Origin of the sequence: Devosia sp. 919 (assembly GCF_013185965.1) — a bacterium.
Lineage (GTDB): Bacteria > Pseudomonadota > Alphaproteobacteria > Rhizobiales > Devosiaceae > Devosia.
The window spans coordinates 227,115-249,562 of the sequence record NZ_JABAOL010000001.1; the positions used below are offsets into that span (position 1 = coordinate 227,115).

At 63.1% G+C, this 22,448-nt stretch carries 31 protein-coding genes; 18 read left to right on the plus strand and 13 right to left on the minus strand.

Features of this window, described 5'->3' with window-relative positions; all coding sequences use genetic code 11:
• Positions 1 to 4: 4 nt before the first annotated feature.
• From mnmE to hemE, 4 genes are all read right to left on the minus strand, one after another.
• Positions 5 to 1,300 carry a tRNA uridine-5-carboxymethylaminomethyl(34) synthesis GTPase MnmE gene (mnmE, locus tag HRQ64_RS01095; protein ID WP_172121686.1) on the minus strand — a complete coding sequence of 432 codons (1,296 nt, stop codon included), beginning with the start codon at positions 1,298 to 1,300 and terminating at the stop codon, positions 5 to 7.
• A gap of 22 nt (positions 1,301 to 1,322) precedes the next feature.
• On the minus strand, positions 1,323 to 2,588 hold the full coding sequence (gene rho / locus HRQ64_RS01100; protein ID WP_127754956.1) for a transcription termination factor Rho: 1,266 nt from the start codon (positions 2,586 to 2,588) through the stop codon (positions 1,323 to 1,325).
• 172 nt (positions 2,589 to 2,760) lie between these two features.
• Positions 2,761 to 3,186, minus strand: a complete 426-nt coding sequence (hemJ, locus tag HRQ64_RS01105; protein WP_172121687.1) for a protoporphyrinogen oxidase HemJ — start codon at positions 3,184 to 3,186, stop codon at positions 2,761 to 2,763.
• A 5-nt stretch (positions 3,187 to 3,191) separates the two neighbouring features.
• Positions 3,192 to 4,226 (minus strand): uroporphyrinogen decarboxylase, encoded by a 1,035-nt coding sequence (gene hemE, locus HRQ64_RS01110; RefSeq protein WP_349236654.1) that lies wholly within the window; start codon positions 4,224 to 4,226, stop codon positions 3,192 to 3,194.
• A 439-nt stretch (positions 4,227 to 4,665) separates the two neighbouring features.
• Here hemE and HRQ64_RS01115 point away from each other — a divergent pair, with 439 nt between their 5' ends.
• From HRQ64_RS01115 to dnaQ, 4 genes are read left to right on the plus strand one after another with little or no spacing between them, the layout of a single operon-like run.
• On the plus strand, positions 4,666 to 5,274 hold the full coding sequence (locus tag HRQ64_RS01115; protein WP_172121688.1) for a Maf family protein: 609 nt from the start codon (positions 4,666 to 4,668) through the stop codon (positions 5,272 to 5,274).
• Entirely contained in the window at positions 5,271 to 6,098 is an 828-nt protein-coding gene (locus HRQ64_RS01120; protein WP_172121689.1) for a shikimate dehydrogenase, read from the plus strand. Before HRQ64_RS01115 ends, HRQ64_RS01120 begins: the two co-directional genes overlap by 4 nt.
• A gap of 2 nt (positions 6,099 to 6,100) precedes the next feature.
• Complete coding sequence (gene coaE / locus HRQ64_RS01125; protein WP_172121690.1) at positions 6,101 to 6,697, plus strand: dephospho-CoA kinase; 597 nt, start codon at positions 6,101 to 6,103, stop codon at positions 6,695 to 6,697.
• Entirely contained in the window at positions 6,694 to 7,416 is a 723-nt protein-coding gene (gene dnaQ, locus HRQ64_RS01130; protein WP_172121691.1) for a DNA polymerase III subunit epsilon, read from the plus strand. The genes coaE and dnaQ overlap by 4 nt, the downstream gene beginning before the upstream one ends.
• 61 nt (positions 7,417 to 7,477) lie before the next feature.
• Here dnaQ and secB read toward each other — a convergent pair whose 3' ends face one another.
• Together secB and HRQ64_RS01140 are read right to left on the minus strand one after the other, a co-directional pair.
• Entirely contained in the window at positions 7,478 to 8,017 is a 540-nt protein-coding gene (gene secB / locus HRQ64_RS01135) for a protein-export chaperone SecB (protein WP_127754962.1), read from the minus strand.
• An 81-nt stretch (positions 8,018 to 8,098) separates the two neighbouring features.
• The gene (locus HRQ64_RS01140; RefSeq protein WP_172121692.1) at positions 8,099 to 8,554 is read right to left on the minus strand and encodes an FxsA family protein; all 456 of its coding nucleotides are present in this window, start codon (positions 8,552 to 8,554) and stop codon (positions 8,099 to 8,101) included.
• Positions 8,555 to 8,715: 161 nt separating this feature from the next.
• On the opposite strand from HRQ64_RS01140, the gene HRQ64_RS01145 reads away from it, so the two are divergent.
• From HRQ64_RS01145 to HRQ64_RS01155, 3 genes are read left to right on the plus strand one after another with little or no spacing between them, the layout of a single operon-like run.
• Positions 8,716 to 9,429 carry a Tim44/TimA family putative adaptor protein gene (locus tag HRQ64_RS01145; RefSeq protein ID WP_172121693.1) on the plus strand — a complete coding sequence of 238 codons (714 nt, stop codon included), beginning with the start codon at positions 8,716 to 8,718 and terminating at the stop codon, positions 9,427 to 9,429.
• A gap of 18 nt (positions 9,430 to 9,447) precedes the next feature.
• Positions 9,448 to 10,038: a Smr/MutS family protein gene (locus HRQ64_RS01150; protein WP_172121694.1), complete on the plus strand. Its 591-nt coding sequence runs from the start codon at positions 9,448 to 9,450 to the stop codon at positions 10,036 to 10,038.
• Complete coding sequence (locus tag HRQ64_RS01155) at positions 10,035 to 10,400, plus strand: helix-turn-helix transcriptional regulator (RefSeq protein WP_172121695.1); 366 nt, start codon at positions 10,035 to 10,037, stop codon at positions 10,398 to 10,400. The genes HRQ64_RS01150 and HRQ64_RS01155 overlap by 4 nt, the downstream gene beginning before the upstream one ends.
• Before the next feature lie 155 nt (positions 10,401 to 10,555).
• On the opposite strand, the gene hslU is transcribed toward HRQ64_RS01155, so the two are convergent.
• Genes hslU through hslV form a run of 3 tightly spaced genes read right to left on the minus strand, consistent with a single transcriptional unit; the run spans position 10,556 to position 12,961 of the window.
• Positions 10,556 to 11,866, minus strand: coding sequence for an ATP-dependent protease ATPase subunit HslU (gene hslU / locus HRQ64_RS01160; protein ID WP_172121696.1), 1,311 nt, complete (start codon positions 11,864 to 11,866; stop codon positions 10,556 to 10,558).
• Positions 11,859 to 12,404 carry a GNAT family N-acetyltransferase gene (locus HRQ64_RS01165; protein WP_172121697.1) on the minus strand — a complete coding sequence of 182 codons (546 nt, stop codon included), beginning with the start codon at positions 12,402 to 12,404 and terminating at the stop codon, positions 11,859 to 11,861. The genes hslU and HRQ64_RS01165 overlap by 8 nt, the downstream gene beginning before the upstream one ends.
• Entirely contained in the window at positions 12,401 to 12,961 is a 561-nt protein-coding gene (hslV, locus tag HRQ64_RS01170; RefSeq protein ID WP_172121698.1) for an ATP-dependent protease subunit HslV, read from the minus strand. Before hslV ends, HRQ64_RS01165 begins: the two co-directional genes overlap by 4 nt.
• Before the next feature lie 144 nt (positions 12,962 to 13,105).
• Here hslV and hisB point away from each other — a divergent pair, with 144 nt between their 5' ends.
• The 8 genes from hisB (at position 13,106) to coaA (ending at position 17,931) form a co-directional block, all read left to right on the plus strand.
• Positions 13,106 to 13,693 (plus strand): imidazoleglycerol-phosphate dehydratase HisB, encoded by a 588-nt coding sequence (hisB, locus tag HRQ64_RS01175; RefSeq protein WP_127754970.1) that lies wholly within the window; start codon positions 13,106 to 13,108, stop codon positions 13,691 to 13,693.
• Between the two features lie 119 nt (positions 13,694 to 13,812).
• Positions 13,813 to 14,160: a DUF2628 domain-containing protein gene (locus HRQ64_RS01180; RefSeq protein ID WP_164854926.1), complete on the plus strand. Its 348-nt coding sequence runs from the start codon at positions 13,813 to 13,815 to the stop codon at positions 14,158 to 14,160.
• Entirely contained in the window at positions 14,157 to 14,810 is a 654-nt protein-coding gene (gene hisH / locus HRQ64_RS01185) for an imidazole glycerol phosphate synthase subunit HisH (protein ID WP_172121699.1), read from the plus strand. The genes HRQ64_RS01180 and hisH overlap by 4 nt, the downstream gene beginning before the upstream one ends.
• Positions 14,807 to 15,538, plus strand: coding sequence for a 1-(5-phosphoribosyl)-5-[(5-phosphoribosylamino)methylideneamino]imidazole-4-carboxamide isomerase (gene hisA, locus HRQ64_RS01190; protein ID WP_172121700.1), 732 nt, complete (start codon positions 14,807 to 14,809; stop codon positions 15,536 to 15,538). Before hisH ends, hisA begins: the two co-directional genes overlap by 4 nt.
• A complete protein-coding gene (locus HRQ64_RS01195; RefSeq protein ID WP_172121701.1) occupies positions 15,539 to 15,856 on the plus strand; it encodes a hypothetical protein in 318 nt (105 codons plus the stop codon). It begins immediately after the preceding gene.
• 4 nt (positions 15,857 to 15,860) lie between these two features.
• The gene (hisF, locus tag HRQ64_RS01200; RefSeq protein ID WP_172121702.1) at positions 15,861 to 16,664 is read left to right on the plus strand and encodes an imidazole glycerol phosphate synthase subunit HisF; all 804 of its coding nucleotides are present in this window, start codon (positions 15,861 to 15,863) and stop codon (positions 16,662 to 16,664) included.
• On the plus strand, positions 16,661 to 16,978 hold the full coding sequence (locus tag HRQ64_RS01205; RefSeq protein WP_172121703.1) for a phosphoribosyl-ATP diphosphatase: 318 nt from the start codon (positions 16,661 to 16,663) through the stop codon (positions 16,976 to 16,978). The genes hisF and HRQ64_RS01205 overlap by 4 nt, the downstream gene beginning before the upstream one ends.
• Positions 16,978 to 17,931, plus strand: a complete 954-nt coding sequence (gene coaA / locus HRQ64_RS01210) for a type I pantothenate kinase (RefSeq protein WP_172121704.1) — start codon at positions 16,978 to 16,980, stop codon at positions 17,929 to 17,931. Before HRQ64_RS01205 ends, coaA begins: the two co-directional genes overlap by 1 nt.
• Before the next feature lie 3 nt (positions 17,932 to 17,934).
• Here coaA and HRQ64_RS01215 read toward each other — a convergent pair whose 3' ends face one another.
• Positions 17,935 to 18,285 carry a VOC family protein gene (locus HRQ64_RS01215; protein WP_172121705.1) on the minus strand — a complete coding sequence of 117 codons (351 nt, stop codon included), beginning with the start codon at positions 18,283 to 18,285 and terminating at the stop codon, positions 17,935 to 17,937.
• 113 nt (positions 18,286 to 18,398) lie between these two features.
• Here HRQ64_RS01215 and dapB point away from each other — a divergent pair, with 113 nt between their 5' ends.
• Positions 18,399 to 19,232: a 4-hydroxy-tetrahydrodipicolinate reductase gene (gene dapB / locus HRQ64_RS01220; RefSeq protein WP_172121706.1), complete on the plus strand. Its 834-nt coding sequence runs from the start codon at positions 18,399 to 18,401 to the stop codon at positions 19,230 to 19,232.
• Positions 19,229 to 19,843, plus strand: coding sequence for a 2,3-bisphosphoglycerate-dependent phosphoglycerate mutase (locus tag HRQ64_RS01225; protein WP_172121707.1), 615 nt, complete (start codon positions 19,229 to 19,231; stop codon positions 19,841 to 19,843). The genes dapB and HRQ64_RS01225 overlap by 4 nt, the downstream gene beginning before the upstream one ends.
• On the opposite strand, the gene HRQ64_RS01230 is transcribed toward HRQ64_RS01225, so the two are convergent.
• Together HRQ64_RS01230 and HRQ64_RS01235 are read right to left on the minus strand one after the other, a co-directional pair.
• A complete protein-coding gene (locus HRQ64_RS01230; RefSeq protein ID WP_349236655.1) occupies positions 19,840 to 20,715 on the minus strand; it encodes a bifunctional helix-turn-helix domain-containing protein/methylated-DNA--[protein]-cysteine S-methyltransferase in 876 nt (291 codons plus the stop codon). The two genes, HRQ64_RS01225 and HRQ64_RS01230, sit on opposite strands and share 4 nt — an antisense overlap.
• A 62-nt stretch (positions 20,716 to 20,777) precedes the next feature.
• Positions 20,778 to 21,260, minus strand: a complete 483-nt coding sequence (locus tag HRQ64_RS01235) for a DUF2244 domain-containing protein (protein ID WP_173088400.1) — start codon at positions 21,258 to 21,260, stop codon at positions 20,778 to 20,780.
• Positions 21,261 to 21,305: 45 nt separating this feature from the next.
• Between HRQ64_RS01235 and nth the strand changes: the two genes are divergently transcribed.
• The gene (gene nth / locus HRQ64_RS01240) at positions 21,306 to 21,998 is read left to right on the plus strand and encodes an endonuclease III (RefSeq protein ID WP_210258483.1); all 693 of its coding nucleotides are present in this window, start codon (positions 21,306 to 21,308) and stop codon (positions 21,996 to 21,998) included.
• Here the strand turns inward: nth and HRQ64_RS01245 are convergent.
• Positions 21,995 to 22,447, minus strand: a complete 453-nt coding sequence (locus HRQ64_RS01245; RefSeq protein ID WP_172121711.1) for a DUF2214 family protein — start codon at positions 22,445 to 22,447, stop codon at positions 21,995 to 21,997. The two genes, nth and HRQ64_RS01245, sit on opposite strands and share 4 nt — an antisense overlap.
• Between the last annotated feature and the right edge of the window lies 1 nt (position 22,448).

Below are 22,448 nucleotides of genomic sequence, written 5' to 3' on the forward strand. Positions count from 1 at the left end.
CGGCTTATTTGCCGATACAGAAGCTCGTGAACAGGCGATCCAGCACCATTTCCGGATCGAGCCGGCCCACCAGCCGCTCCAGGGCACTCGACGCCAGCCGCAACTGCTCAGCCGCCAGTTCGGGTTCTTCGAGCAGCCGCATGGCCAAACCCAGTGCTTCCCGTGCCGCCACCAAGGCTGCGCGATCGCGCTCGCGGCTCAACAGCGCCGGCTCGCCGCCGGTGTAATCTTGCCCTAAGTCAGCGAGGCGCTGCAACAACTGCTCAACGCCGCTGCCATCCAGCGTCGACACAGCCACATCAGCATTTGGGCTCACCTGGCCCAGATCGGCCTTAGTGCTGACCCGCAGCAATGGCGCCAAATCTGCCGGGGGCTCAACGGGCTCGATGTCCGGCGCCTCAAGCCAGAGCACGAGGTCGGCACTCTGCATGGCTTGACGGGCCCGGCGAATGCCTTCTGCTTCGGCCTTGCTGTCGGTGTCGCGCAACCCCGCGAGATCGAGCAGCACGAATAGCTGCCCACCAATATCAAGCGGCACTTCGCGCACATCGCGCGTCGTGCCCGCTTCATCGGTGACAATGGCAATGTTCGAACGCGCCAAGGCATTGAGCAGACTGGACTTTCCCACATTTGGGGGGCCGGCCAGCGCCACGCGAATACCCTCGCGCACGATCCGGCCATGCTCGACGCTGCTCAGCGTTTGGGCGATATCTTGATCGAGTGCCGCGATGCTCTGACCAAACCCTTCCGGCAGCGCTTCCCCGACATCGCCCTCGTCGGAAAAATCGAGCCGTGCTTCGATCTCGGCCCGCAGATCGAGCAATTGCTCGCGCCAGTCGCCAATCTTGCTGCTGAGCCCGCCTTCGAGCCGCGCCAGCGCCTGGCGACGCTGGTTCTCGGTTTCGGCTTCCAAAAGGTCGCCGAGCCCTTCGACTTCGACGAGATCGAGCTTGCCGTTCTCGAAGGCGCGCCGGGTGAACTCACCAGCTTCGGCGAGGCGTGCCCCCTGCTCCACGAGTAATTTGAGAATGGCGCGCACGCCGGCCGGCGATCCATGCACCTGCAATTCGGCGCAATCTTCGCCGGTAAAGCTCCTGGGGCCCAGGAAAAACGCCACGAGACCCCGATCGAGTGCCGTGCCGGCACCAATGCTGCGCAAGGTAAGCTGCCGCGGCTTGGGCAAGACGCCTGTCACCGCCAGGAGCAGCTCTTGCACGGCGGGTCCCGAGAGCCGGATCACCGCCACGCCCGAAGGCGTCGCGCCGGACGACAATGCTACGATCGTATCGCCCAGGAGCATCGATCCACCCTCGCCCCGCGGCTCAGGTATTCATCGAATCAAAGAAATCCGAATTGGTCTTGGTCTGGCGGATCTTGTCGGTGAGGAATTCCATGGCATCGATCGTGCCCATGGGCGTGAGGATCCGGCGCAGCACATACATCTTCTTGAGGATGTCGGCTTCCACCAGCAGCTCTTCCTTGCGGGTGCCAGACTTGGTGATGTCGAGTGCGGGGAAGATGCGCTTGTCCGCGACCTTGCGATCAAGGATGATTTCGGAGTTGCCCGTGCCTTTGAATTCTTCAAAGATCACTTCGTCCATGCGCGAGCCGGTATCGATCAGCGCCGTCGAAATGATGGTCAGCGAACCGCCATCCTCGATGTTGCGCGCCGCACCGAAGAAGCGCTTGGGGCGCTGCAGGGCATTGGCATCCACGCCGCCGGTCAGAACCTTGCCCGAGCTTGGCACGACGGTGTTGTAGGCGCGGCCAAGGCGGGTGATGGAATCGAGGAGAATCACCACGTCGCGCTTGTGCTCGACGAGGCGCTTGGCTTTTTCGATCACCATTTCGGCCACCTGAACGTGGCGGCTGGCGGGCTCGTCAAAGGTCGAGGAGATGACTTCGCCCCGAACCGAGCGCTGCATGTCGGTCACTTCTTCGGGCCGTTCGTCGATCAGCAGCACGATTAGATAGCATTCGGGATGGTTGGTGGCGATCGACTGCGCGATGTTCTGCAGCAGCACGGTCTTGCCGGTGCGCGGGGGTGCGACGATCAGAGCGCGCTGCCCTTTGCCCAGCGGTGCCACGAGATCGAGCACCCGCGCCGAGCGATCGCGAACCGTGGGGTCCGGCAATTCCATGCGCAGCCGCTCTTCGGGGTAAAGCGGGGTCAGATTGTCGAAGTTGACCTTGTGGCGCACCGCCTCAGGATCTTCGAAATTGATGGTGTTGACCTTGACCAGGGCGAAATAGCGCTCGCCTTCCTTGGGGGAGCGAATCTGGCCTTCCACCGTATCGCCGGTGCGCAGGCCGAAGCGGCGGATCTGCGAGGGGCTGATATAGATATCGTCCGGACCCGGCAGGTAGTTGGCATCGGGCGACCGCAAGAAACCGAAGCCATCGGGAAGAACTTCCACCACGCCTTCGCCAGTAATATCGACTTCGCGCTCCGCCAACTGCTTGAGAATGGCGAACATCAACTCCTGCTTGCGCATGGTCGATGCATTTTCAACTTCGTGTTCTTCTGCGAACACAAGAAGTTCGGCCGGAGATTTGGCCTTGAGCTCGCTGAGCTTCATATTCTGCATGTAGAGGATGACCCTGCGGGAAATCGAAAAGGCGGAGAGGAGGGGGGTGTAAGGCCCCGCAAGCAACCTGGGCGGTCGCGAAGGCGCGGAAGCACTTCGTTTCAGATAGCCCGGCTTGCCGCTTATTTCAAGCGACAAGCGCGCTGCAATGGCGTTTTTCGCGCCCGAACGGCTAGAACGGCCGCACGATCACGGCAATGACGATGCCGATCATCAAGACCGTCGGCACTTCATTGATGATGCGGAAGTAGCGCTGCGGCTTGGTGTTGGCGTCCGTGGCAAAGTTCTTGGTGTGGCGAACGAGAATGCCATGGCACGCCGTCAGCCCGATCACAAACGCCGCCTTGAGCCACGGCCAACCCTGGCTCCAGTCGACCGCGCCCATATGGATCATCCATAGTCCGAAGACGAAAGCGGCGATCATGGCGGGGTTGATGATCCCCTTGAGCAGCCGCCGCTCCATGATCTTGAAGGTTTCCGATTGCTCCGTGCCCGGGGTGGTGACGGAGTGATAAACGAACAAACGCGGCAGATAGAGCATGCCCGCCATCCAGGCGATAACGGCAATCACATGCCCCGCTTTAACCCATTCATACATGCCCGCTACCCGTTCTTGACCAGCTCGACCAACCGCTCGACATGGGCGATCGGCGTTTGCGGCACAATGCCGTGCCCCAGATTGAAGATATGCGGACGATCGGCAAAGGCGGCGATGATCTGGCGCGCCCGCTCTTCCATCTGCGGGCCACCGGCAACCAGCCGCAGCGGATCAAGATTGCCTTGGACCGCCATCCCGGGTGGCACCGCGTTCTGGGCAAAGCCGAGCGGAGTGGAATAATCCAGACCCACGGCATTCACCCCCGTCGCGGCGACATAGGCGGCGGTGTTGCCGGCCGCGCCACGGGGAAAGCCGATGATCGGCGCATTGGGCACGCGCTGGCGTACGCCTTCGACGATCCGCCGATTGGGTTCAATCACCTGTGTGCGGAACGCTTCTTCGTCGAGATTAAGGGCCCAGCTTTCAAACAGCTGCACCACATCGGCGCCCGCTTGAAATTGCGCCACGAGATAATCGATGCTGGCTTGTACCAGGATGTCGATCAAAGCCGCAAAGGCCGCCGGCTCCTGCAGCGCAAACAACCGCGCCGCCGCCTGATCGGGCGAACCGCGTCCGCCGATCATATAAGTGGCCACGGTCCAGGGCGAACCGCAAAAGCCGATCAGCGTCTTGTCGGCGGGCAGTTCGTGCTTGAGGCGCCGCAAGGTTTCAAACACCGGCGCCAGATGCTCGAGCACCCGTTCCGGACGAAGTTGACCCAGGGTCTGCGCGGTGATGGGCTCGAGCAGGGGGCCTTCGCCTTGTTCAAAGCGAACCGATTGTCCCAGCGCATCGGGCACGACAAGAATGTCCGAAAACAAAATCGCTGCGTCGAGCGGGAACCGACGTAGGGGCTGCAGCGTCACTTCCACAGCCAGATCGGGCGAATAGCACAGATCAAGGAAACCTTTGGAGCGGGCGCGCACTTCCCGATACTCGGGGAGATAGCGTCCAGCCTGGCGCATGATCCAGATCGGGGGTCGTGCCTGTCGCTCACCGAGTACGGTGGCGAGAAGAGGCTTGAGGGCCACTTGGCTCACAGCGACTTTCCCTTCCAAACCCCTGAAAAGACTCTTGTTCTTAGTATCTCTATTATCATTGCGGTGTTTTGCTCTAATTCACGGGCATCCACAATCGCTGTGGTGGCGACACAGTTACGCAGGATTGCGGCGGCGAGGCTGTGAATCCAAATCAGCGGCGTTGCTTTGAGGGCCGATGCGCAAAAGGTTAACGCGGCGTTAACCCGCGGACTCCCAGAGTCAAGCCAAAGGTTAAGGCTGTGTAAACCTGCCTCGCCGGCGGCTGGAGGGCAAAAAATTTTCCCCAGAGTTCCCGCTGACTCTAAACGGCCCCCTCCCGGAGTCCAGATGTTAACGTTTTACTAAGCTGGTCGAACAACTCGGCGCCTGGCCGGAATCTATGAGTCAAGAACACAGAGATTGCTTGAGCTGTGGATAGCAGTGTGGAAAACATCCCGCCATGCTGATCCTTGCATCCCAAAGCGCAACCCGTAAGGCCTTGCTGATACAGGCAGGTTTGCGTTTCGCCGCACATCCTGCCGCTATCGACGAGCGCCGGACCGAAGCCACGATCCTCAACGAAGGGGGCGGGGGCAGGGCAGTCGCTATGGCCCTCTCTAGCGCCAAAGCCCTTAACATCTCCTTGCTCCATCCCGGCGCGCTGGTGATTGGCGCCGACCAGACCTTAACCTTTGGCGGGCAGTTGCTGCACAAGCCAGCCAATCGACAGCGGGCCGCCGCACAGTTGCGCCAACTCAGCGGCCAAACCCATCAACTCCATGCCGCCGTGGCGCTGGCGCGGGGAGGGGAGGTGGTGTGGAGCTTTGTTGACACCGTTGAGCTGACCATGCGCGGCATCAGCGATGCCGAGATCAAGGCGGTGCTGGATGCGGAAGGCGATGCCGTTCTGGCATCTGTCGGCTCCTATCGGCTGGAAGGGCCCTCCATTCAGCTGTTCGAACGGGTGCAAGGCGACTATTTCTCCATTTTGGGGTTGCCCCTGTTGCCCCTCCTCGGGGCGCTTCGGCGCTTTGCCCCACACCTGTTGCTCGGAGCCAGCCAGTCTTGACCCGCAAAGCCTTTGTTATCGGCCACCCCATTGCCCATTCCCGCTCGCCCCTGATTCATGGCACCTGGCTGGCCGAACACGGGATCGACGGCACCTATGAGGCCATCGACGTGGCGCCCGCCGAGCTGCCCGGCTTTTTTGAGCGCCTGCGTAGTGGGGAATTTGCCGGCGGCAATGTCACCATTCCCCATAAGGAAGCCGTGTTTGCCCTGTGCGACACGGTGGATCCACTGGCGCGCAGCATTGGTGCGGTCAATACGCTGGTGGCCGAGCATGGCCATGTGCACGGCACCAACACTGATTATCTCGGCTTTCTCGGCAATCTCGATCAGGGCGCGCCGGGCTGGTCCGAGGGGCTCGAAGCAGCCATCGTTCTTGGAGCAGGGGGCGCGGCGCGCGCGATCCTTGTCGCGCTGCAAAGCCGCAATATCCCGATCATCCTGCTCAATCGCACGCGCCAAACGGCCGACCGGCTGGCGCAGAGCATCGGCGGGGATATCGATGTTGCCGATCTGGAGGAGTTCAACAGCATCGCTCCATCAGCCGGTCTCGTGGTCAACACCAGCTCGGTGGGCATGCATGGCACCGGCTTTGCCGATTTTGACCTCGGCCAGTTACGGCGCGATGTGTTGGTGACCGACCTGGTTTATGTGCCGCTGCAAACTCCCTTGCTCGCCGATGCGGCCGCCCATGGCTTGCGCATAGTTGATGGTCTCGGCATGCTGCTCCATCAGGCCGTGCCGGGCTTTGCCGCCTGGTTCGGCATCCAGCCCGAGGTCACCCCGCAATTGCGCGCCCGGATCGAAGCCACTCTGGACCATTGAACATGTATCGCCTTGGCCTCACCGGCTCCATCGCCACTGGAAAATCTGCGGTCCTCGCGGCGTTCGCGGCCAATGGCGTGCCGGTGTTTTCCGCCGATGCTGCAGTGGCCGAGCTTTACGCCGGCGCTGCCGCTCCGGCCGTCGAAGCGCTGTTTCCCGGCGTTGTCGTGGAGGGAGCCGTTGATCGCACCCGGCTGTCGCTGCAACTCGCAAAAAACCCCGGAAAATTTGACCGGCTCGAAGCCCTGGTCCATCCCATGGTGCGCGCCCGCATCGCCCAGTTCCTCGCCGATGCGGCTGCAGCGGGCGAGACCCTTGCTGTTGTTGAAGTGCCGCTCCTTTATGAGACCGGCCATGATTATGGCTTTGATGGCGTAGCCGTCACGGTGGTTGACCCCGCGATTCAACGCGAGCGCGCGCTGGCCCGCGCCGGCATGACCGTGGATAAGCTGCAGACAATTCTTGCCCGCCAGCTCCCGCAGGCCGAAAAGCAGAAGCGCGCCGATTTCGTTTTCGACACGGGCAAGCCGCTCGCGGTCACGCAGGCCGAGGTGGCGGCGCTGGTCGAAGCCTTGCGGGCCCAGCAGGAACAAGCATGAACCGAGAAATCGTCCTTGATACCGAAACCACGGGCTTGTCTCCCGCCACGGGCGATCGGCTGGTGGAAATCGGCTGTGTCGAGCTGATCAACCATATCCCCTCGGGCAAGACCTACCATGTCTATATCAATCCCCAGCGCACCATGCCCGAGGAAGCGTTTCGGGTGCATGGGCTGTCCGACGAATTTCTGGCCGACAAGCCCCTTTTTGCCGAGGTAGCCGAGGATTTCTGCCAGTTCATCGGCGATGCTACGCTGATCATTCACAACGCCCCATTCGACATGGGTTTTTTGAACGCGGAACTAGGCAAGCTTGGTCGCGGTGCCCTGCGCAACACGGTGATCGATACGGTGATGCTCGCCCGTGAGCGGCACCCCGGCGCTCGCGTGAGCCTTGATGCCTTGTGCAAGCATTACGGCATCGACAATTCGCGCCGGACTCTCCACGGCGCGCTGCTCGACAGCGAGATTCTCGCTGAGGTCTATCTCGAGCTGATCGGCGGCAAGCAGGTGAGCCTGGCGCTGGTGGCGGAAAACCGCGTTTCGGGCGCCGAGGCTCTTGCGAGCTTTGCGGCCGCTCCACGCCGGCCCTTGCCCCTGCCACCTCGGCTGACGCAAGCGGAACTAGCGGCCCACGCCGCCTTCATCGCTTCGCTTGGGCCCGAGGCGCTCTGGACCCAATTCGCCGCCGACGAAGTCCCGACCCGGCTCAGCGCCTGATCAACGAAAAACCCCGGACGCGAGCCCGGGGTTTGGTTTATTGAAATTGTGCCAGCCGAACTCAGTTCGGCTTGTCGCTTTCGGCATCGGCGGCAGTCACCGGGGCGGCAGCATTTGCGCCACCCGCATTCTGCTTGGCTGCGAGGGCCTGCAGGTTCTGGCGATAGATAGAAGCGAAATCCACCGGCTCCATCATCAGCGGCGGGAAGCCACCCTGCTGGGTCACGCTGGCGAGCACCTGGCGGGCAAACGGGAAGATCAGGCGCGGGCATTCGATCATCAGCAATTGGCTGAGCTGAGCTTCGGGAACATTGCGCAGCCGGAACACGCCGCCATAGACCAGCTCCACCGCAAATAGCAGAGTGGTTTCTCGATTGGCCTTGGCGTTGAGCGTGAGCTCGACGGCGAATACTTCGTCGGCCTGCTTTTTGACGGCGACGCTGATCGAAACATTAAAGGCCGGGTTGCCGCCGCCTGCCATGATCGAACCCGGTGCGCCCGGATTCTCAAACGACAAGTCGCGAATATACTGCCCAACCAGGTTCATGCTGGGGGCGGTGCTGGCCTGGGGTGCAGCGCTGCCCTGGGTCTCGTCAGCCATGATCGTGGGTCCTCTGTCCGGTTTTTTCTTGCGCGCTGGCTAGCATCTTTGCTTCGGGCGAACAAGCCAAGCCCGGAGCGCCTATTTCTCCCGGAATTCGTCGTCGTCGAGATCGATTGTATCGCGGCGATCGATCCGGCGCTCGTTCCAGGCGGTCGAGCTTTGATAGCTGGCGGTACTCACCACTGTCATCCGCTTGGCAAGGCCCCGGTAGATCCAGCTGCGCACCGGCGGCAGCAGCAAGAGCAGGGCGACAATGTCGGAGAAAAAGCCCGGCAGCACCAGGAGCACCGCGGCGATCCCCAGCATCATCGCATCGGCAATGGCGCGCGCCGGCATCTCGCCCCGGTTCATGCGCTGGCGCATTTGCGTCAGCACGCTCACCCCTTGCTGGCGCAACAGCACCGCGCCGAGGAGCGCCGCGAGGATCACGAGCCCCAGCGTTGGCCACAGGCCGATTGCCTGTCCCACCTTGATAAACAAGGCAATCTCGACAATAGGCAGCAGCAGCAGGGCAAACGGCAGATAGCGGATCACGCGAACACTCCTTGTTAAGCCAGATGCGGGGTGGCGCGACACAATGCAACTTGCCCGCTGGCGAACTGGTTTCGCCGTCAGCTTTGCCTATATATAGAAACACTTCGTGCGCATGCGAGCGCATCAGCGTCCTTTGCGGCGCTTCAAGCAAAGGTGCATTGATGGACGATTTTCTCGATCTGCCCACTCTCATTGTGATCGTGGTAGCCGTGATTGTTTTATTCCGGCTGCGTTCGGTGCTGGGAACGCGGACGGGAACCGAGCGTCCACCCGTCGAGCGCCGCAAGCCCGCCGAGGCCGCTGCCGCCGACGATACCGTCGTGCCGCTGCGCCCGCGTGGTGCCGGCCAACCTGAACTTGATGACGAGCGGCGCGCCCGCAAGCTCGAGGCCGAAATCGAGCAGCATTCGCGCGGCAATCAGCCTTTGGCACAGGGCATGCGCGATGTCGCGGCGGCCGACCCCACCTTTACGCCAAAATCTTTCCTTGATGGCGCCAAGCAGGCCTATGAAATGATCGTGACCGGCTTTGCCGCCGGCGACCGCGCTCTGCTCAAGACGCTGCTGGAAAAGGACGTGTTTGACGGGTTCAACCGCGCTATCACCGACCGAGAAGCGGCGGGCCAGACCGTCGATTTCACCTTTGTGGGCCTCCCCAAGGTGGAAATCTCGGAAGCCGAGAACAATGGCAAGTCCGTTCTCGTGACCGTGCGCTTCCATGCCGAAGTGGTTTCGGCCACCCGCGACAAGGACGGCAATCTGGTTGAAGGCAATGCCGATCAGGTGCAAACCGTCGCCGATGAATGGACCTTTGCGCGCAACCCCAAGTCGCGCGATCCTAACTGGAAGGTCATCACCACCAGCCAGCTCGACTGATCCGAGCCGGCCACCCCCATGTCCAAGCGTGATCCCAAGCGGCTGCCGCATGACTTCCACTTGTGGACGACGGTCGCCGCAACGGTGGATCCGCTCCGGCGCAAGGGGCTGATGCGCATGGGGGCTGGGCCGCTGCCCATGCCGCCGGCCGAAACGCCCGCTGAGCCCCCTGCGCGGCCCGCTCCCGGCAAGCCCAAGCCGCCCCGCAAACCGTTCCTCGCGCCGTACCAGGCGCCGCTCCCCAGCGCACCACCTCCCGAGCGCAGCATCGAGCCCGCCATCCATAAAAAGGTGCGCAAAGGCCGGATCGATATCGATGGCACCATCGATCTGCACGGCATGACCCAGAACGAAGCGCGCAGCGCGCTGCATCGCTATGTGCAATCGCGCTGGGCCCGTGGCGATCGCACGCTCCTCGTCATCACCGGCAAGGGTGCCCGTACCGACAATGACTACATTGCCGCCATGAACGAGCGCGGCGTTTTGCGCACCATGCTGCCGATCTGGCTGAGCGAGCCGGCGCTGTCGCCACTGGTATCAGGCTGGACCTTGGCGGCGCGCGGCCATGGCGGGGAGGGGGCGTGGTATGTGCGCCTGCGCCGCCAATGACCCCCCTTGGTGCTAAATTGCGCGCGCTGCGCGAAGAACGCGGCATCCAGCTCAAGGACATGGCAGCGGCGCTCCAGGTGTCGAGCGCCTATCTATCCGCTCTCGAGCACGGCCGGCGCGGCAAGCCCACCGGCTTTCTGCTCCACCGCATCATCGCTTATTTCAACGTCATCTGGGACGAAGCCGAGGAACTGCAGCGCCTCGCGGAAATCAGCGATCCGAAGATCACCATCGACACCGCCGGCATGGTGCCCGAAGCCACCGAGCTCACCAACCGCCTCGCCGCCGATATCGGCAAGCTCACCGCCGAAGACCTGCGGTTCCTGCACACCGAACTCGTCCGCCGCTCCACCCGCCGTTAGTTTTGGTCTGTTATGGCGCCGTGCTGTCTGTCGGCTCACCGCCCCATCCCACCCCCGATGGTTGGCTACTCAACCTTTACGCGGCTGGAAGCCATCACGCGGACAAAATCAAAAGGGGTGAGAGAGCCACCTCCCACCCCTTCACACCCAAAAGACTACAGCACGAACTTGCTCAGATCCGTGTCCGCCGCCAGCACGCCGACCTTTTCGGCCACGAAGGCAGCGTCAATCCGGATGGTCTCGCCCTGCTTATCGGGTGCCTCGAACGAGATGTCTTCCACCAGCCGCTCCAGCACTGTTTGCAGCCGCCGGGCGCCGATATTTTCCACCGACGAGTTCACCCGCACCGCCGCATCGGCAATCGCCTCGATGGCATCGGGGGTGAATTCCAGCGTCACCCCTTCCGTGGCCATCAACGCCACATATTGCTTGATGAGGCTGGCTTCGGTATCGCTCAAAATGCCGATGAAGTCCTCGCGGGTCAGCGCCTTGAGCTCGACCCGGATCGGCAGGCGGCCCTGCAATTCGGGCAGCAGGTCCGAGGGCTTGCTCACATGGAACGCGCCCGAAGCGATAAACAGGATATGGTCGGTTTTGACCGGCCCATATTTGGTCGCGACGGTCGTGCCTTCGATCAGCGGCAACAGGTCGCGCTGCACGCCTTCGCGCGATGGCCCGCCCTGCACGCCGCCCTCGCGCGCCGCCACCTTGTCGATCTCGTCGATGAAGACGATGCCGTGGTTTTCCACCAGCTCGATCGATTCGGTCTTGAGCTGTTCCTGGTCGAGCAGCTTGTCGGCTTCCTCGGCGATCAGCGGCTCATAGGCATCCTTGACCTTGAGCTTGCGCTTGACCCCGCGCCCGCCCATTGCCGACTTGAACATGTCCGATAGATTGATCATGCCGATCCCGCCATTGGGCATGCCCGGCATCTCAAAACCACCAGTCGAGGGCGATGGGGTCAGCTCGATCTCGATTTCCTTGTCGTCGAGCTCGTTGGCCCGCAGCTTCTTGCGGAACGAGTCGCGGGTCGAAGGCGTCGCCGACGTGCCCACCAAGGCATCGAGCACCCGCTCTTCGGCATTATGATGCGCCTGCGCCTGCACATCAGCCCGGCGCTTGTCGCGCAGCACGGCAATGCCCGCTTCCACGAGGTCGCGGATGATCTGCTCCACATCGCGCCCGACATAGCCCACCTCCGTGAACTTGGTGGCTTCCACCTTGATGAAGGGGGCCTGCGCCAACCTGGCGAGGCGGCGCGAAATCTCGGTCTTGCCGACGCCCGTGGGCCCGATCATCAGGATATTTTTCGGCGTCACTTCCCGCCGCATCTCCGGCGGCAGCTGCTGGCGGCGCCAGCGATTGCGCAGCGCCACGGCCACAGCGCGCTTGGCATCGGCCTGACCCACGATATTGCGGTCGAGCTCGGAAACGATCTCGCGCGGGGAAAAATTGGTTTCACTCATTTCTGTCACTTTCCGCAGTGCCTTGCTGTTGAACCGCCGCGCGGTCCAGGAAGCGCACCATCATGTGTTCGTCGATAAATCGACCGTTCACGTAAAGGCACCGGGGATCGGTGCCGTAGATTGTAAAGCCCGCCTTCTGGTAGAGCCGAATGGCCGGCTGATTGAATGTGCCCACCATCAGGTGCAGCTGGATCACCTCGCCCCGGGCATGGTCCACGGCCGCCTCAATCAGGGCCAGGGCGGCGCCTGTGCCACGCAGTGCCGGTTGCACATAAACCTGCAACAACCAGCCGCGGTGGCTGTCGCGCTCGCCGCGTTCGCGATCATAAACCACCACGCCGGCCAGCGCCTCGGCATCGGTCACGACGCCAAACACCGCCCGCCGGCTGAGAAAATCCTCGATCTCCTGGCGAGGCCGCGCAGCAAAGCTTTCCGCCGAACTGGCATAAGCTTCAGGATGATCGCGCAGCGCTTCGAGCCGCAGGCCGAGATAGGCGTCGAAATCCTGCCGCGTCAGCCGGCGGATGGTCCAGGTCACGCGTCGAGCTCGATGGTTTCCATCGTCACATTGCCATTGGTGTATACGCAGATTTCCTCGGCTATTTTCATGGCGCGGCGCGCAATATCTTCCGCGTCCAGATCGGTCGCCTGATGCAGCGCCAGCGCCGCTGAGTGAGCGTAATTGCCGCCCGAACCGATTGCGATCACACCGTGATCCGGCGTCAGCACATCGCCATTGCCGGTGAGAACGAGCGTGTCCTTCTTGTCGGCCACGATCATCATGGCTTCAAGCTTGCGAAGATATTTGTCGCCGCGCCAGTCTTTGGCCAGCTCCACGGCCGCCCGCATCAGCTGGTCGGGATATTGCTCGAGCTTGGCTTCGAGGCGCTCAAAGAGGGTAAAGGCGTCCGCGGTGGAGCCGGCAAAGCCGCCGATCACCTTGCCGCCGGCGAGGCGTCGCACCTTCTTGGCGCCGTGTTTCATCACGGTCTGGCCCATGGACACCTGGCCATCGCCAGCCACCACGACCTTGTTGCCCTTGCGCACGGAAACGATCGTCGTCCCGTGCCAGCCGGGGAATGCTGCATCACTCATGGGGAGAACTCCAGAACTTGTCGCGTCTTACTTAAGCGCAGCCCCGGTGATTTCAATGTGGGTGCCGCCGAGCCCTCTGGGCCTCAATGCAATCTTTAAGGCTGGGGCGCTACATGCTAGGGAGCCCGACGCCCGGAGGCCCCAATGCGCACTGCCACGATCGCCCGCAAGACCAACGAAACCGACATCCGCGTGTCCATCAATCTCGATGGCACCGGCAAGCACGCCATGGCGACGGGTGTCGGCTTTTTCGATCACATGCTCGACCAGCTGGCGCGCCATTCCCTCATCGACATGGAGATCAGCTGTACCGGCGATCTGCACATCGACTTCCACCACACCGTGGAGGATGTCGGTATCGCGCTGGGCCAGGCCATTCGCGAGGCCATTGGCGACAAGCGCGGCATCAACCGCTATGCCAGCTGCGATCTGCCTATGGACGGCACCCTGACCCGGGCGGCGCTCGATGTCTCGGGCCGCCCATTTCTCGTCTTCCGCGCCCAGTGGAGCCGCGACAAGATCGGCGAGATCGACACCGAGCTGTTCCAGGAATTCTTTCAGGCTTTTGCGGTCAATGCCGGCATCACGCTTCACATCGAGAACTTCTATAGCGACAACAGCCACCATCTGGCTGAGTCGATGTTCAAGGCCGTCGCCCGTGCCCTGCGCGTGGCGCTCGAGATCGATCCGCGGGCGGCCGATCGCGTTCCCTCCACCAAGGGTACGCTCTAGGCTTTCGCTGCGGCCCCTTTTGCCCTAATGGAGCAGCAGCGGGCGGGAACACCCCGCGCGGCGGCCCCCATGACCCGGGTCCGCCCTCCGCCGCGCTCTTTGTGCACTGGAGCCAACTGGTGACCTTTTACGCCATTTTTGACGCCAAGCCCGGCCAGGCCGATCTGCCGGTGGCCGTGGGGGATCGCTTCTCCTGGCTCGCCTTCTGGCTGCCCCCCGTCTTTGCGCTGCGCCATGGGCTCTGGCTCGAACTGCTCGTCTACGTGCTCCTCGTCCTTGCGCTCGGATTTGCCTCCCTTTGGCTGGGGCAGGGCGCCACCACAGCTCTTTACGGCGTGCTGGCCGCGTCGATCGGCTTTGCCGCGCCCGCGCTGCGCCGGGCCAAGCTGACGCGCGCCGGCTGGACCTATCGCCGCGAACTCTGGGCACCCTATCCCGAACAGGCTCAACTGGAGGCCCTGCAATGAGCCGCGTTGCCATCATCGATTACGGCGCAGGCAATCTGCATTCGGCCGCCAAGGCCTTCGAGCGGGTGGCCGCCGGCTTCGAACACCCACCTGAAATCCTCGTCACCGCCGACCCTGAAGTGGTGCGTGGCGCTGACCACATCATGCTGCCTGGCGTCGGCGCCTTTGCCGATTGCAAGCGCGGTCTCGATGCCGTGCCCGGCATGGTCGAAACCCTCAACAGCAAGGTCATTGCCGGCGGCACGCCGTTTCTGGGCATCTGCGTGGGCATGCAGCTCATGGCCGGCGAAGGCCGCGAAAAGGAAATCACCCCCGGGCTTGGCTGGATTCCCGGTCCGGTCGAGCGCATCGCCCCCAGCGATCCCAGCCTCAAGATCCCGCATATGGGCTGGAACACGCTCCGCTTCGAGCGCCCCCATGCGCTGTTGTCTGGGATCGCCGACGGCCCTGATGGGCTCCACGCCTATTTTGTCCATTCCTATCACCTGCGCCCCACCCATCCCGAGCACCTCATCGCCACCGCCGATTACGGCGGCCCGGTGACCGCTTGCGTTGGGCGCGACAATCTCTTTGGCGCGCAGTTCCACCCGGAAAAATCCCAAACCCTGGGCCTGCGCCTGATCGAAAACTTCCTGAGGTGGACGCCATGATCCTCTTCCCCGCCATCGACCTCAAGGATGGCCAATGCGTGCGCCTCAAGCTTGGGGACATGAACCAGGCCACCGTCTTCAACGACGATCCGGCTGCTCAGGCCAAGAGCTTTGAAGATCAGGGCTTTGAGTATCTCCACGTCGTTGACCTCAATGGCGCCTTTGCCGGCCAAAGCGTCAACGGCGCGGCGGTGGAAGCCATTCTCAAGACGGTGAAGTTTCCCGTCCAGCTCGGCGGCGGCATCCGCAATTTTGACCATATCGAAGCCTGGCTCGACAAGGGCCTCGCCCGCGTCATCCTCGGCACCGTCGCCGTACGCGACCCCGCCCTCGTCAAGGAAGCCGCCCGCAAATGGCCGGGCCAGGTCGCCGTTGGCATCGATGCCCGCGGCGGCATGGTGGCGGTGGAAGGCTGGGCCGAGACCTCCGAGCTCAGCGTCATCGAGCTCGCCCGGCGCTTTGAAGGCGCTGGCGTGGCCGCCATCATCTATACCGATATTGATCGTGACGGCGTGCTTGCGGGCATCAATTGGGACTCGACCTTCGAGCTTGCCCGCGCCACCGGCATTCCGGTGATCGCCTCGGGCGGCCTGGCGTCCATGGCTGATATTGAGCGCCTGACCCAACCCGATGCGCAGGTGCTCGAAGGCGCCATCACTGGCCGCGCCCTTTACGATGGGCGCATTGATTCACGTGAAGCCCTGACGCTGCTGCGGCAGGCGGCCTGAATGGCGAACCGCTTTCCCTGGCGGTTCTACCTTCTGGCGCTCGCCGTCATCGTCTTTCTGGCCCTCCTGCCACTGATGTCGGTATGGCTAGCCACAAGTCTTGCTGATTGGCACAATTGCCAACTGGACGAAGGCTCGGTTCATGCCTGCATGATCGCCGGGGCCGATTGGGGCGAAGCGCTTTACGCCATGGCCCTGATGGGCTGGCTGATGCTGGCCAGCATTCCGCTCGGTGGCGGGGCCGTGCTGGTCTGGCTGATCATGCTTACTATTCACTGGCTGGCCTGGCGCCGGCACACGCGCCTGCCGCAAGGATAATCCGATGAGCCTCAAGACCCGATTGATCCCCTGCCTTGATGTGATGGGCGGCCGCGTCGTCAAGGGCGTGCAGTTCGTTGACCTTCAGGATGCCGGCGATCCCGTCCAGGCCGCCATGGCCTATGACGCCGCCGGCGCCGATGAGCTGACCTTCCTCGATATTGCCGCCAGCCATGAAGGGCGCGACACCATTGTCGATGTGGTCCGCCGCACGGCCGAACATTGCTTCATGCCAGTAACCGTTGGCGGTGGAGTGCGCACCGTGGAAGATATTCGCCGCCTGCTGCTGGCCGGCGCCGACAAGGTCGCCATCAACTCCGCCGCCGTCAGCGATCCCGATTTCATTGCCCGCGCCGCCGACAAGTTCGGCAATCAATGCATCGTCGTCTCTGTCGACGCCAAGGCCCGCGCCGAGGGTCCCGGTTGGGAAATCTGGACCCATGGCGGGCGCAAGCCGACGGGCATTGATGCGGTGGAATTTGCCACCCGCATGGTCGAGCGCGGCGCCGGCGAATTGCTCGTGACCTCCATGGACCGCGACGGCACCAAGACCGGCTTTGACCTTCCCCTCACCCGCACCATCGCCGATGCCGTGGAAGTGCCGGTGATCGCCTCGGGTGGCGTCGGCACGCTCGATCACCTGGTCGTGGGCGTGCGGGATGGTCATGCCAGCGCCGTGCTGGCCGCGTCCATCTTCCATTTCGGCACCTTCACCATCCCCCAGGCCAAGCAATATCTGCGCGACCATGGCGTTGCCGTGCGCATGGACCCGCCCGATGTCGAACCCGAGCAAAGGATTGCCCCATGACCCTCGAGGAACTCGACGCCCGCATCGCTTTGCGCGCCAGCGCCTCGCCCGACCAGAGCTACACCGCCAAGCTCCTCGCCCGGGGCATCGAGAAATCGGCGCAAAAGCTCGGGGAAGAAGCCACCGAAGCCGTGATTGCCGCCGTCACCCGCAACAAGCCCGAACTCACCAAGGAAGCCGCCGACGTGCTGTATCATCTGCTTGTCGTGCTGCGCGCGGCTGACGTGCCGCTGGCCGATGTCATGGCCGAGCTTGACCGCCGCACCGCCCAAAGCGGGCTCGAGGAAAAAGCTGCGCGCGGGGCAGGGCAGTAATGGCCAAGCTCAAGCGTCGGCCCCCCGAGCCCTACCATCATCTCACCAAGGCGCAATGGTCCAAGCTGCGCGCCGATGAACCCATGACCCTGACGCGCGAAGACGTCGCGCGCCTGCGGGCGCTGTCCGACCCAATTTCACTGGAGGAAGCCGAGGAGGTTTATCTCCCCCTCACGCGCCTGCTGTCCTTCTATGTCGAGGCGGTGCAGGGCCTGCATCACATTTCCACCCGCTTCCTCGGCACCCCCGATCAGCGCGTGCCCTTCATTATTGGCGTCGCCGGTTCGGTTGCCGTCGGCAAATCCACCACCGCCCGCATTCTTCAGGCGCTGCTGCGCCGCTGGCCGGCGAGCCCCAAGGTCGATCTCGTCACCACCGATGGCTTTTTGTACCCCAATGCCGTTCTCGCTGAACGCGGGCTCATGGAGCGCAAGGGTTTCCCCGAAAGCTATGATCGCGCCCGCATTGTGGGTTTTTTGGCTGATGTGAAATCGGGCAAGGGCAAGATCTCGGTGCCGGTTTATTCCCACCTCGTTTACGACGTCGTACCCGGCGAGGAAGTGGTAATTGATCGCCCCGATATCCTCATTGTCGAGGGGCTGAACATCCTGCAGACCGGCGAACTCCCCAAGACCGGGGACCCGATCCTCTTTGCCTCCGATTTCCTCGACTTCTCCATCTATATCGATGCGGACGAGGATGATCTGCGCGACTGGTACATGGAGCGGTTCTTCCGCCTGCGCGAAACTGCCTTTCGTGACCCCAGTTCGTTCTTCCGCCGGTTTGCCGATATGACCGAGGAAGAGGCCGGGGCCTTTGGGAACAAGGTCTGGGAAACCATCAACCTGCCCAATCTGCTCAATAATGTGCTGCCGACCCGTGGCCGCGCCGATTTGATCCTCAAAAAGGGCAAGAGCCATTTGATCGAGGAAGTGCGCCTGCGTCGCGTCTGACGCTTAGTACGTCCCCGGCCGCGGCTCGCTTAAGACGATCTGGTTGCCGTCGGGGTCGCGCAGCTTGGCGGTCTTGAAGAAATCACCCATCGATTTGGCCACCGGCTCGATGCCTACGCTTTTGAGCCGGAGCAATTCCCCCGCCAGATCATCGACGATCAGCGTCAGCGTCGATGCACCCGCCCGGTCCCCGTCGGTAATTAGCTGGATCCAGCCATCGGTTGGCAATTTCCATTCGGCCACATCGCCCAGCGGGCGCGAATCGGCCTCCCGACCGAACAACAGCTCATACCAAGGCAGCGACTCGCCGAAATCGTCGACCGCGATGCCCGCAAGCGCATTGGTGATGGTCATGCAAGATCTACCCCGCCCTTAGAGTTTCCCAACCTAGCACGCCGGTCCCCGCGGGGCACGCAGTTGGCGCGGCCCGATGGCGCTGCTATAGGCAAAGCCGAAAATCGGAGTAGATGATGGCGGAACTGAGGGTAATCATCGCGGGCGCCGGCGGGCGCATGGGCGCAGCCAATATTCGGGCGCTGGTCAACCATCCCGGCGTGGTGCTCCACGCCGCCGTGGATCGGCCCGGCTCAAGCGTGCTCGGGCGTGATGCCGGCACGCTAGCCGGGCTCGAAGCCCTCGGTGTTCCGGTGGTCGATTCGCTCGATACAGCGCTGCCCGGCGCGGACGCCATCATCGATTTCACCGCCCCCGCGGTTAGCGTCGCGCTGGCACAGCGGGCCGCTGACACTGGCTTGATCCATGTGATCGGCACTACCGGCTGCACCCCCGAGGACGACGCCGCGATTGCTGCCGCTGCCAAGGCCGGCGCACGGATCGTCAAGTCCGGCAATTTCTCCCTCGGCATGGCCGTGCTGTCGAACCTCGTGGAACAGGCCGCTGCGGCCCTTGCCGATTACGACATCGAAATCGTTGAAATGCATCATAGCCGCAAGGTCGACGCTCCCTCGGGCAGCGCCCTGATCCTGGGGGAAGCTGCCGCGCGCGGTCGCGCCGTTTCGCTCGAGGAAAAATCCGTGCGCGTGCGCGACGGCCATACCGGCCCGCGTGAAGCCGGCACGATCGGCTTTGCCACCCTGCGCGGCGGCACGGTCGTTGGCGATCACAGCGTGATCTTTGCCGGCCCCGGCGAGCGCCTGGAACTCGGTCACCGCGCCGAAGACCGCGGCATCTTTGCCAATGGCGCCCTGCGCTCTGCGCTCTGGGCCCGCGATCAGGCCCCCGGCCTTTACACCATTGCCGATGTGCTCGGCCTCACCCAGTCATCAAGGACCTCATCATGACCGGCACCCTGATCCTTGTCCGTCACGGGCAAAGCGAATGGAACCTGCTCAACCTCTTTACCGGCTGGCGTAACCCCGACCTGACCGAGCAGGGGATGGAAGAGGCCCGCGCCACCGGCAAGGCGCTGAAGGCCGCTGGCATCGTGCCTGACCTTTATTACACCTCGGCTCTGCGTCGGGCCCAGCACACGCTCGATCTGATGCTCGAGGAAATGGGGGTGCTGAATTGCACCATCATCCGCAACACTGCGCTCAATGAACGCGACTATGGCGACCTCTCGGGTCTCAACAAGGATGATGCCCGCGCCAAATGGGGCGAGGAACAGGTGCTGATCTGGCGCCGCTCCTATGATGTGCCCCCTCCTGGCGGCGAATCGCTCAAGGACACCGCGGCCCGCACCTTGCCTTACTACGAAGCCGAGATCCTGCCGCGTCTCCAGGCCGGCGAAACCATCCTCATTGCTGCCCATGGCAACTCGCTGCGCGCCATGGTCATGGCCATTGAGGGGCTGACGCCCGAGCAGATCCTCAAGCGCGAGATCGCGACCGGCCAGCCCACGGTTTACGAGATCGGCGGCGACGGGGCGCTGGAGCGCCGCATCGAGCTCTAGGTTTCACGTGAAACCGGGTGGGTGGCCGAAATGACCCCGGCTTCCCACCCCAGGATCGCGCGCTTGCGCGGCACGCCCCAATGATAGCCCGTCAGTGCCCCTGAACTCCCCACCACCCGGTGGCAGGGCACCACAAAGCTGATCGGGTTCTTGCCCACGGCCGCCCCCACCGCTCGCGATGCTGCCGGCCGCCCCACCTGGCGCGCCACCTCCGCATAGGTGCTGGCCTGCCCCAAGGGGATCGACAACAGCGTCTCCCAGACCTTGACCTCAAAATCGGTACCGATCAGCACCACCCGAACCGGCTGCTCGGGGGACCAATGCTCGGGCGAAAACACCTGACCAACCATCGGCGCGATCCGCGCATCGTCGCGAATGAAGCGGGCATTGGGCCAGCGCTGCGCCAGATCCTCGAAGGCCCGCTCGATGCTGGTTTCGCCATCAGCAAACCCCAGCCCCGAAATGCCGTAGTCGGTGGCAGTCACGACGGCGGTCCCGAACGGGGAGGGGGCCGCGCCCCAGATCATGTCGATCCCAGCGCCACCGGCCCGGAACACGCCGGGCGGCATCGCCTCATAGGTCACGAACAGATCATGTAGCCGCGAGGTCGAGGAGAGACCCACTTCATAGGTGGTGTCGAGTACGCTTTGCCGGCTCGCCAGCAGCGATTTGGCATGGTCGAGCGCCACCGCCTGGGCAAAGGACTTGGGCGTCAGCCCGCACCAGCGGCGAAACAATTCGCTGAGCGAACGCTCGCTTTGCCCCAGCGCACGGGCGAATCGGGCGAGATCGAGTTCATCGGGGCCCGTTTCGCTGAGATAGCGAATGGCCGCGCGAATCGCCTCGTAGTCATCGGCTGCGGATATGGTCACATGCGTGTTCATGGGAAGGAGGCTAGGACAATGCGCCCCCGCAAGCGACCCGAAAACAACGTCTAGGCGCGCGCCTTGCGCAGGGCCGAACCGAAGGCCTTGCTGAAGCTCGAGAGGTCATCGGGATGCAAGAACGCCCCCACTGGCGTATCGAGCCCGCCCGAGCGCAGCAACAGCCCCGTCGTGCGCTCGTTGATATCGCGCTCGATCACCAGCCGCACTTGGCGCGGGTCAAACAGCTGCGTGCTGGTTTCGCCCTTGGCCCCGATGCTGGTCAGCTCGAGCCGATCCTTCCACAGCCGCACCTGTTCGGCCTGCTTGCCGCCCTTGATCGAGGCATGCATGGCCCAGGCAATGGCAATCACATCGAGGCCCATGAACCCGATCACCGGCCAGGCGCCCATGGCAAAAAAGATGATACCGGGGATCAGCGCGAGGACGCCTGCCAAGGCAACAACGAACCAGCCACCGCGTCGCGACAGGGAGCGGTGTGGCGTCAGCCTAGCTGCAAAGAGCGGCACTGTGGTTGTAGCTTGCATCGACATGGTAAAGCTCTCAAGCCATATAACCCCAAAGCGGGGAGTGAGAAAATGCCGCCATTAAAAAAAGTGAAGTCACTGCCTCCCGCGGCTATCGCGGCGATCTTCGAGCGCTTCCACAGCATAGACCCTGAACCGAAGGGCGAACTCGAATATGTCAACGCCTTCACTTTGTTGGTGGCCGTGGTGCTTTCGGCGCAGGCGACCGATGCCGGCGTCAACAAGGCGACCCGCGCGCTCTTTCAACTCGCGCCCACCCCCGCCGCCATGGTGGCGCTTGGCCCCGAGCGCATCGAGGAAATGATTCGCACCATTGGCCTGTTCCGCACCAAGGCCAAGAATGTCTATGCCCTCAGCCAAAAGCTCCTGGCCGAGCATGGCGGCGAGGTCCCGGCCGATCGGGAGGCGCTGGAATCCCTGCCCGGCGTCGGGCGCAAAACCGCCAATGTCGTGCTCAATATCTTTTTTGGCCAGCCCACTATGGCCGTCGACACCCATGTGTTCCGGGTCAGCAACCGCACCGGCATCGCTCCAGGCGCCACGGTGCTGGCGGTGGAAACCCGGCTCATGCAGGTTATTCCACCTGAGTATGCGCTCCATGCCCATCACTGGCTGATCCTGCACGGCCGTTATATCTGCAAGGCGCGCAAGCCCGAATGCTGGCGCTGCCCCATCCGGCAATGGTGCCTGTTCGAGCCCAAGACGCCCGCACCCGGCGGCGGCCCCCAAGCGCTCTCGAGCTAGCTGCCGTAACCCCGCGCCATCATCGCAGCAAAGATCGGCACGAGGATGAGAAAGCCCAGTTCGGCATGGAGGAACCGACGCTGCCGGCGGATTTCACCTTCGCTTGGGCGAAAGCCGGGATCGGCGCGAAGCGCTTTGCGCCACCGGCCAAAGGCAATTGTGGGCGCAATTGACAGCAGGCCCACCGCCACAAAGGCGGCCATCTTTCCCCAGAAGGCGTGATTGCTGAAATAATAGTCCGGACCCGCGGCACCCCAGTACAGCCGCATCACTCCCACCAGCACCACCAGCATTGCGGCGCCGCCATAAACAGCGTCGAGCCGCGCCAAGCGCTGCAGCTGCACGCCGTTGAGACCGGGACGCAGCAGCACGAATTCGGCTGCGATCGCGCCAACCAAGGTGAACACCGCTAGATGGTGACCGATCGCCAAGGCAAGATCTGCATCCATC

What these genes read in the sequence shown, in the direction of transcription:
- mnmE (WP_172121686.1), bottom strand. Translation starts at nt 1,300, where the DNA reads ATGCTCCTGGGCGATACGATCGTAGCATTGTCGTCCGGCGCGACGCCT.
- rho (WP_127754956.1), bottom strand. Translation starts at nt 2,588, where the DNA reads ATGCAGAATATGAAGCTCAGCGAGCTCAAGGCCAAATCTCCGGCCGAA.
- hemJ (WP_172121687.1), bottom strand. Translation starts at nt 3,186, where the DNA reads ATGTATGAATGGGTTAAAGCGGGGCATGTGATTGCCGTTATCGCCTGG.
- HRQ64_RS01115 (WP_172121688.1), top strand. Translation starts at nt 4,666, where the DNA reads ATGCTGATCCTTGCATCCCAAAGCGCAACCCGTAAGGCCTTGCTGATA.
- coaE (WP_172121690.1), top strand. Translation starts at nt 6,101, where the DNA reads ATGTATCGCCTTGGCCTCACCGGCTCCATCGCCACTGGAAAATCTGCG.
- dnaQ (WP_172121691.1), top strand. Translation starts at nt 6,694, where the DNA reads ATGAACCGAGAAATCGTCCTTGATACCGAAACCACGGGCTTGTCTCCC.
- secB (WP_127754962.1), bottom strand. Translation starts at nt 8,017, where the DNA reads ATGGCTGACGAGACCCAGGGCAGCGCTGCACCCCAGGCCAGCACCGCC.
- HRQ64_RS01145 (WP_172121693.1), top strand. Translation starts at nt 8,716, where the DNA reads ATGGACGATTTTCTCGATCTGCCCACTCTCATTGTGATCGTGGTAGCC.
- HRQ64_RS01150 (WP_172121694.1), top strand. Translation starts at nt 9,448, where the DNA reads ATGTCCAAGCGTGATCCCAAGCGGCTGCCGCATGACTTCCACTTGTGG.
- HRQ64_RS01155 (WP_172121695.1), top strand. Translation starts at nt 10,035, where the DNA reads ATGACCCCCCTTGGTGCTAAATTGCGCGCGCTGCGCGAAGAACGCGGC.
- hslU (WP_172121696.1), bottom strand. Translation starts at nt 11,866, where the DNA reads ATGAGTGAAACCAATTTTTCCCCGCGCGAGATCGTTTCCGAGCTCGAC.
- hslV (WP_172121698.1), bottom strand. Translation starts at nt 12,961, where the DNA reads ATGAGTGATGCAGCATTCCCCGGCTGGCACGGGACGACGATCGTTTCC.
- hisB (WP_127754970.1), top strand. Translation starts at nt 13,106, where the DNA reads ATGCGCACTGCCACGATCGCCCGCAAGACCAACGAAACCGACATCCGC.
- hisH (WP_172121699.1), top strand. Translation starts at nt 14,157, where the DNA reads ATGAGCCGCGTTGCCATCATCGATTACGGCGCAGGCAATCTGCATTCG.
- hisA (WP_172121700.1), top strand. Translation starts at nt 14,807, where the DNA reads ATGATCCTCTTCCCCGCCATCGACCTCAAGGATGGCCAATGCGTGCGC.
- HRQ64_RS01195 (WP_172121701.1), top strand. Translation starts at nt 15,539, where the DNA reads ATGGCGAACCGCTTTCCCTGGCGGTTCTACCTTCTGGCGCTCGCCGTC.
- hisF (WP_172121702.1), top strand. Translation starts at nt 15,861, where the DNA reads ATGAGCCTCAAGACCCGATTGATCCCCTGCCTTGATGTGATGGGCGGC.
- HRQ64_RS01205 (WP_172121703.1), top strand. Translation starts at nt 16,661, where the DNA reads ATGACCCTCGAGGAACTCGACGCCCGCATCGCTTTGCGCGCCAGCGCC.
- coaA (WP_172121704.1), top strand. Translation starts at nt 16,978, where the DNA reads ATGGCCAAGCTCAAGCGTCGGCCCCCCGAGCCCTACCATCATCTCACC.
- HRQ64_RS01215 (WP_172121705.1), bottom strand. Translation starts at nt 18,285, where the DNA reads ATGACCATCACCAATGCGCTTGCGGGCATCGCGGTCGACGATTTCGGC.
- dapB (WP_172121706.1), top strand. Translation starts at nt 18,399, where the DNA reads ATGATGGCGGAACTGAGGGTAATCATCGCGGGCGCCGGCGGGCGCATG.
- HRQ64_RS01225 (WP_172121707.1), top strand. Translation starts at nt 19,229, where the DNA reads ATGACCGGCACCCTGATCCTTGTCCGTCACGGGCAAAGCGAATGGAAC.
- HRQ64_RS01235 (WP_173088400.1), bottom strand. Translation starts at nt 21,260, where the DNA reads ATGTCGATGCAAGCTACAACCACAGTGCCGCTCTTTGCAGCTAGGCTG.
- nth (WP_210258483.1), top strand. Translation starts at nt 21,306, where the DNA reads ATGCCGCCATTAAAAAAAGTGAAGTCACTGCCTCCCGCGGCTATCGCG.
- HRQ64_RS01245 (WP_172121711.1), bottom strand. Translation starts at nt 22,447, where the DNA reads ATGGATGCAGATCTTGCCTTGGCGATCGGTCACCATCTAGCGGTGTTC.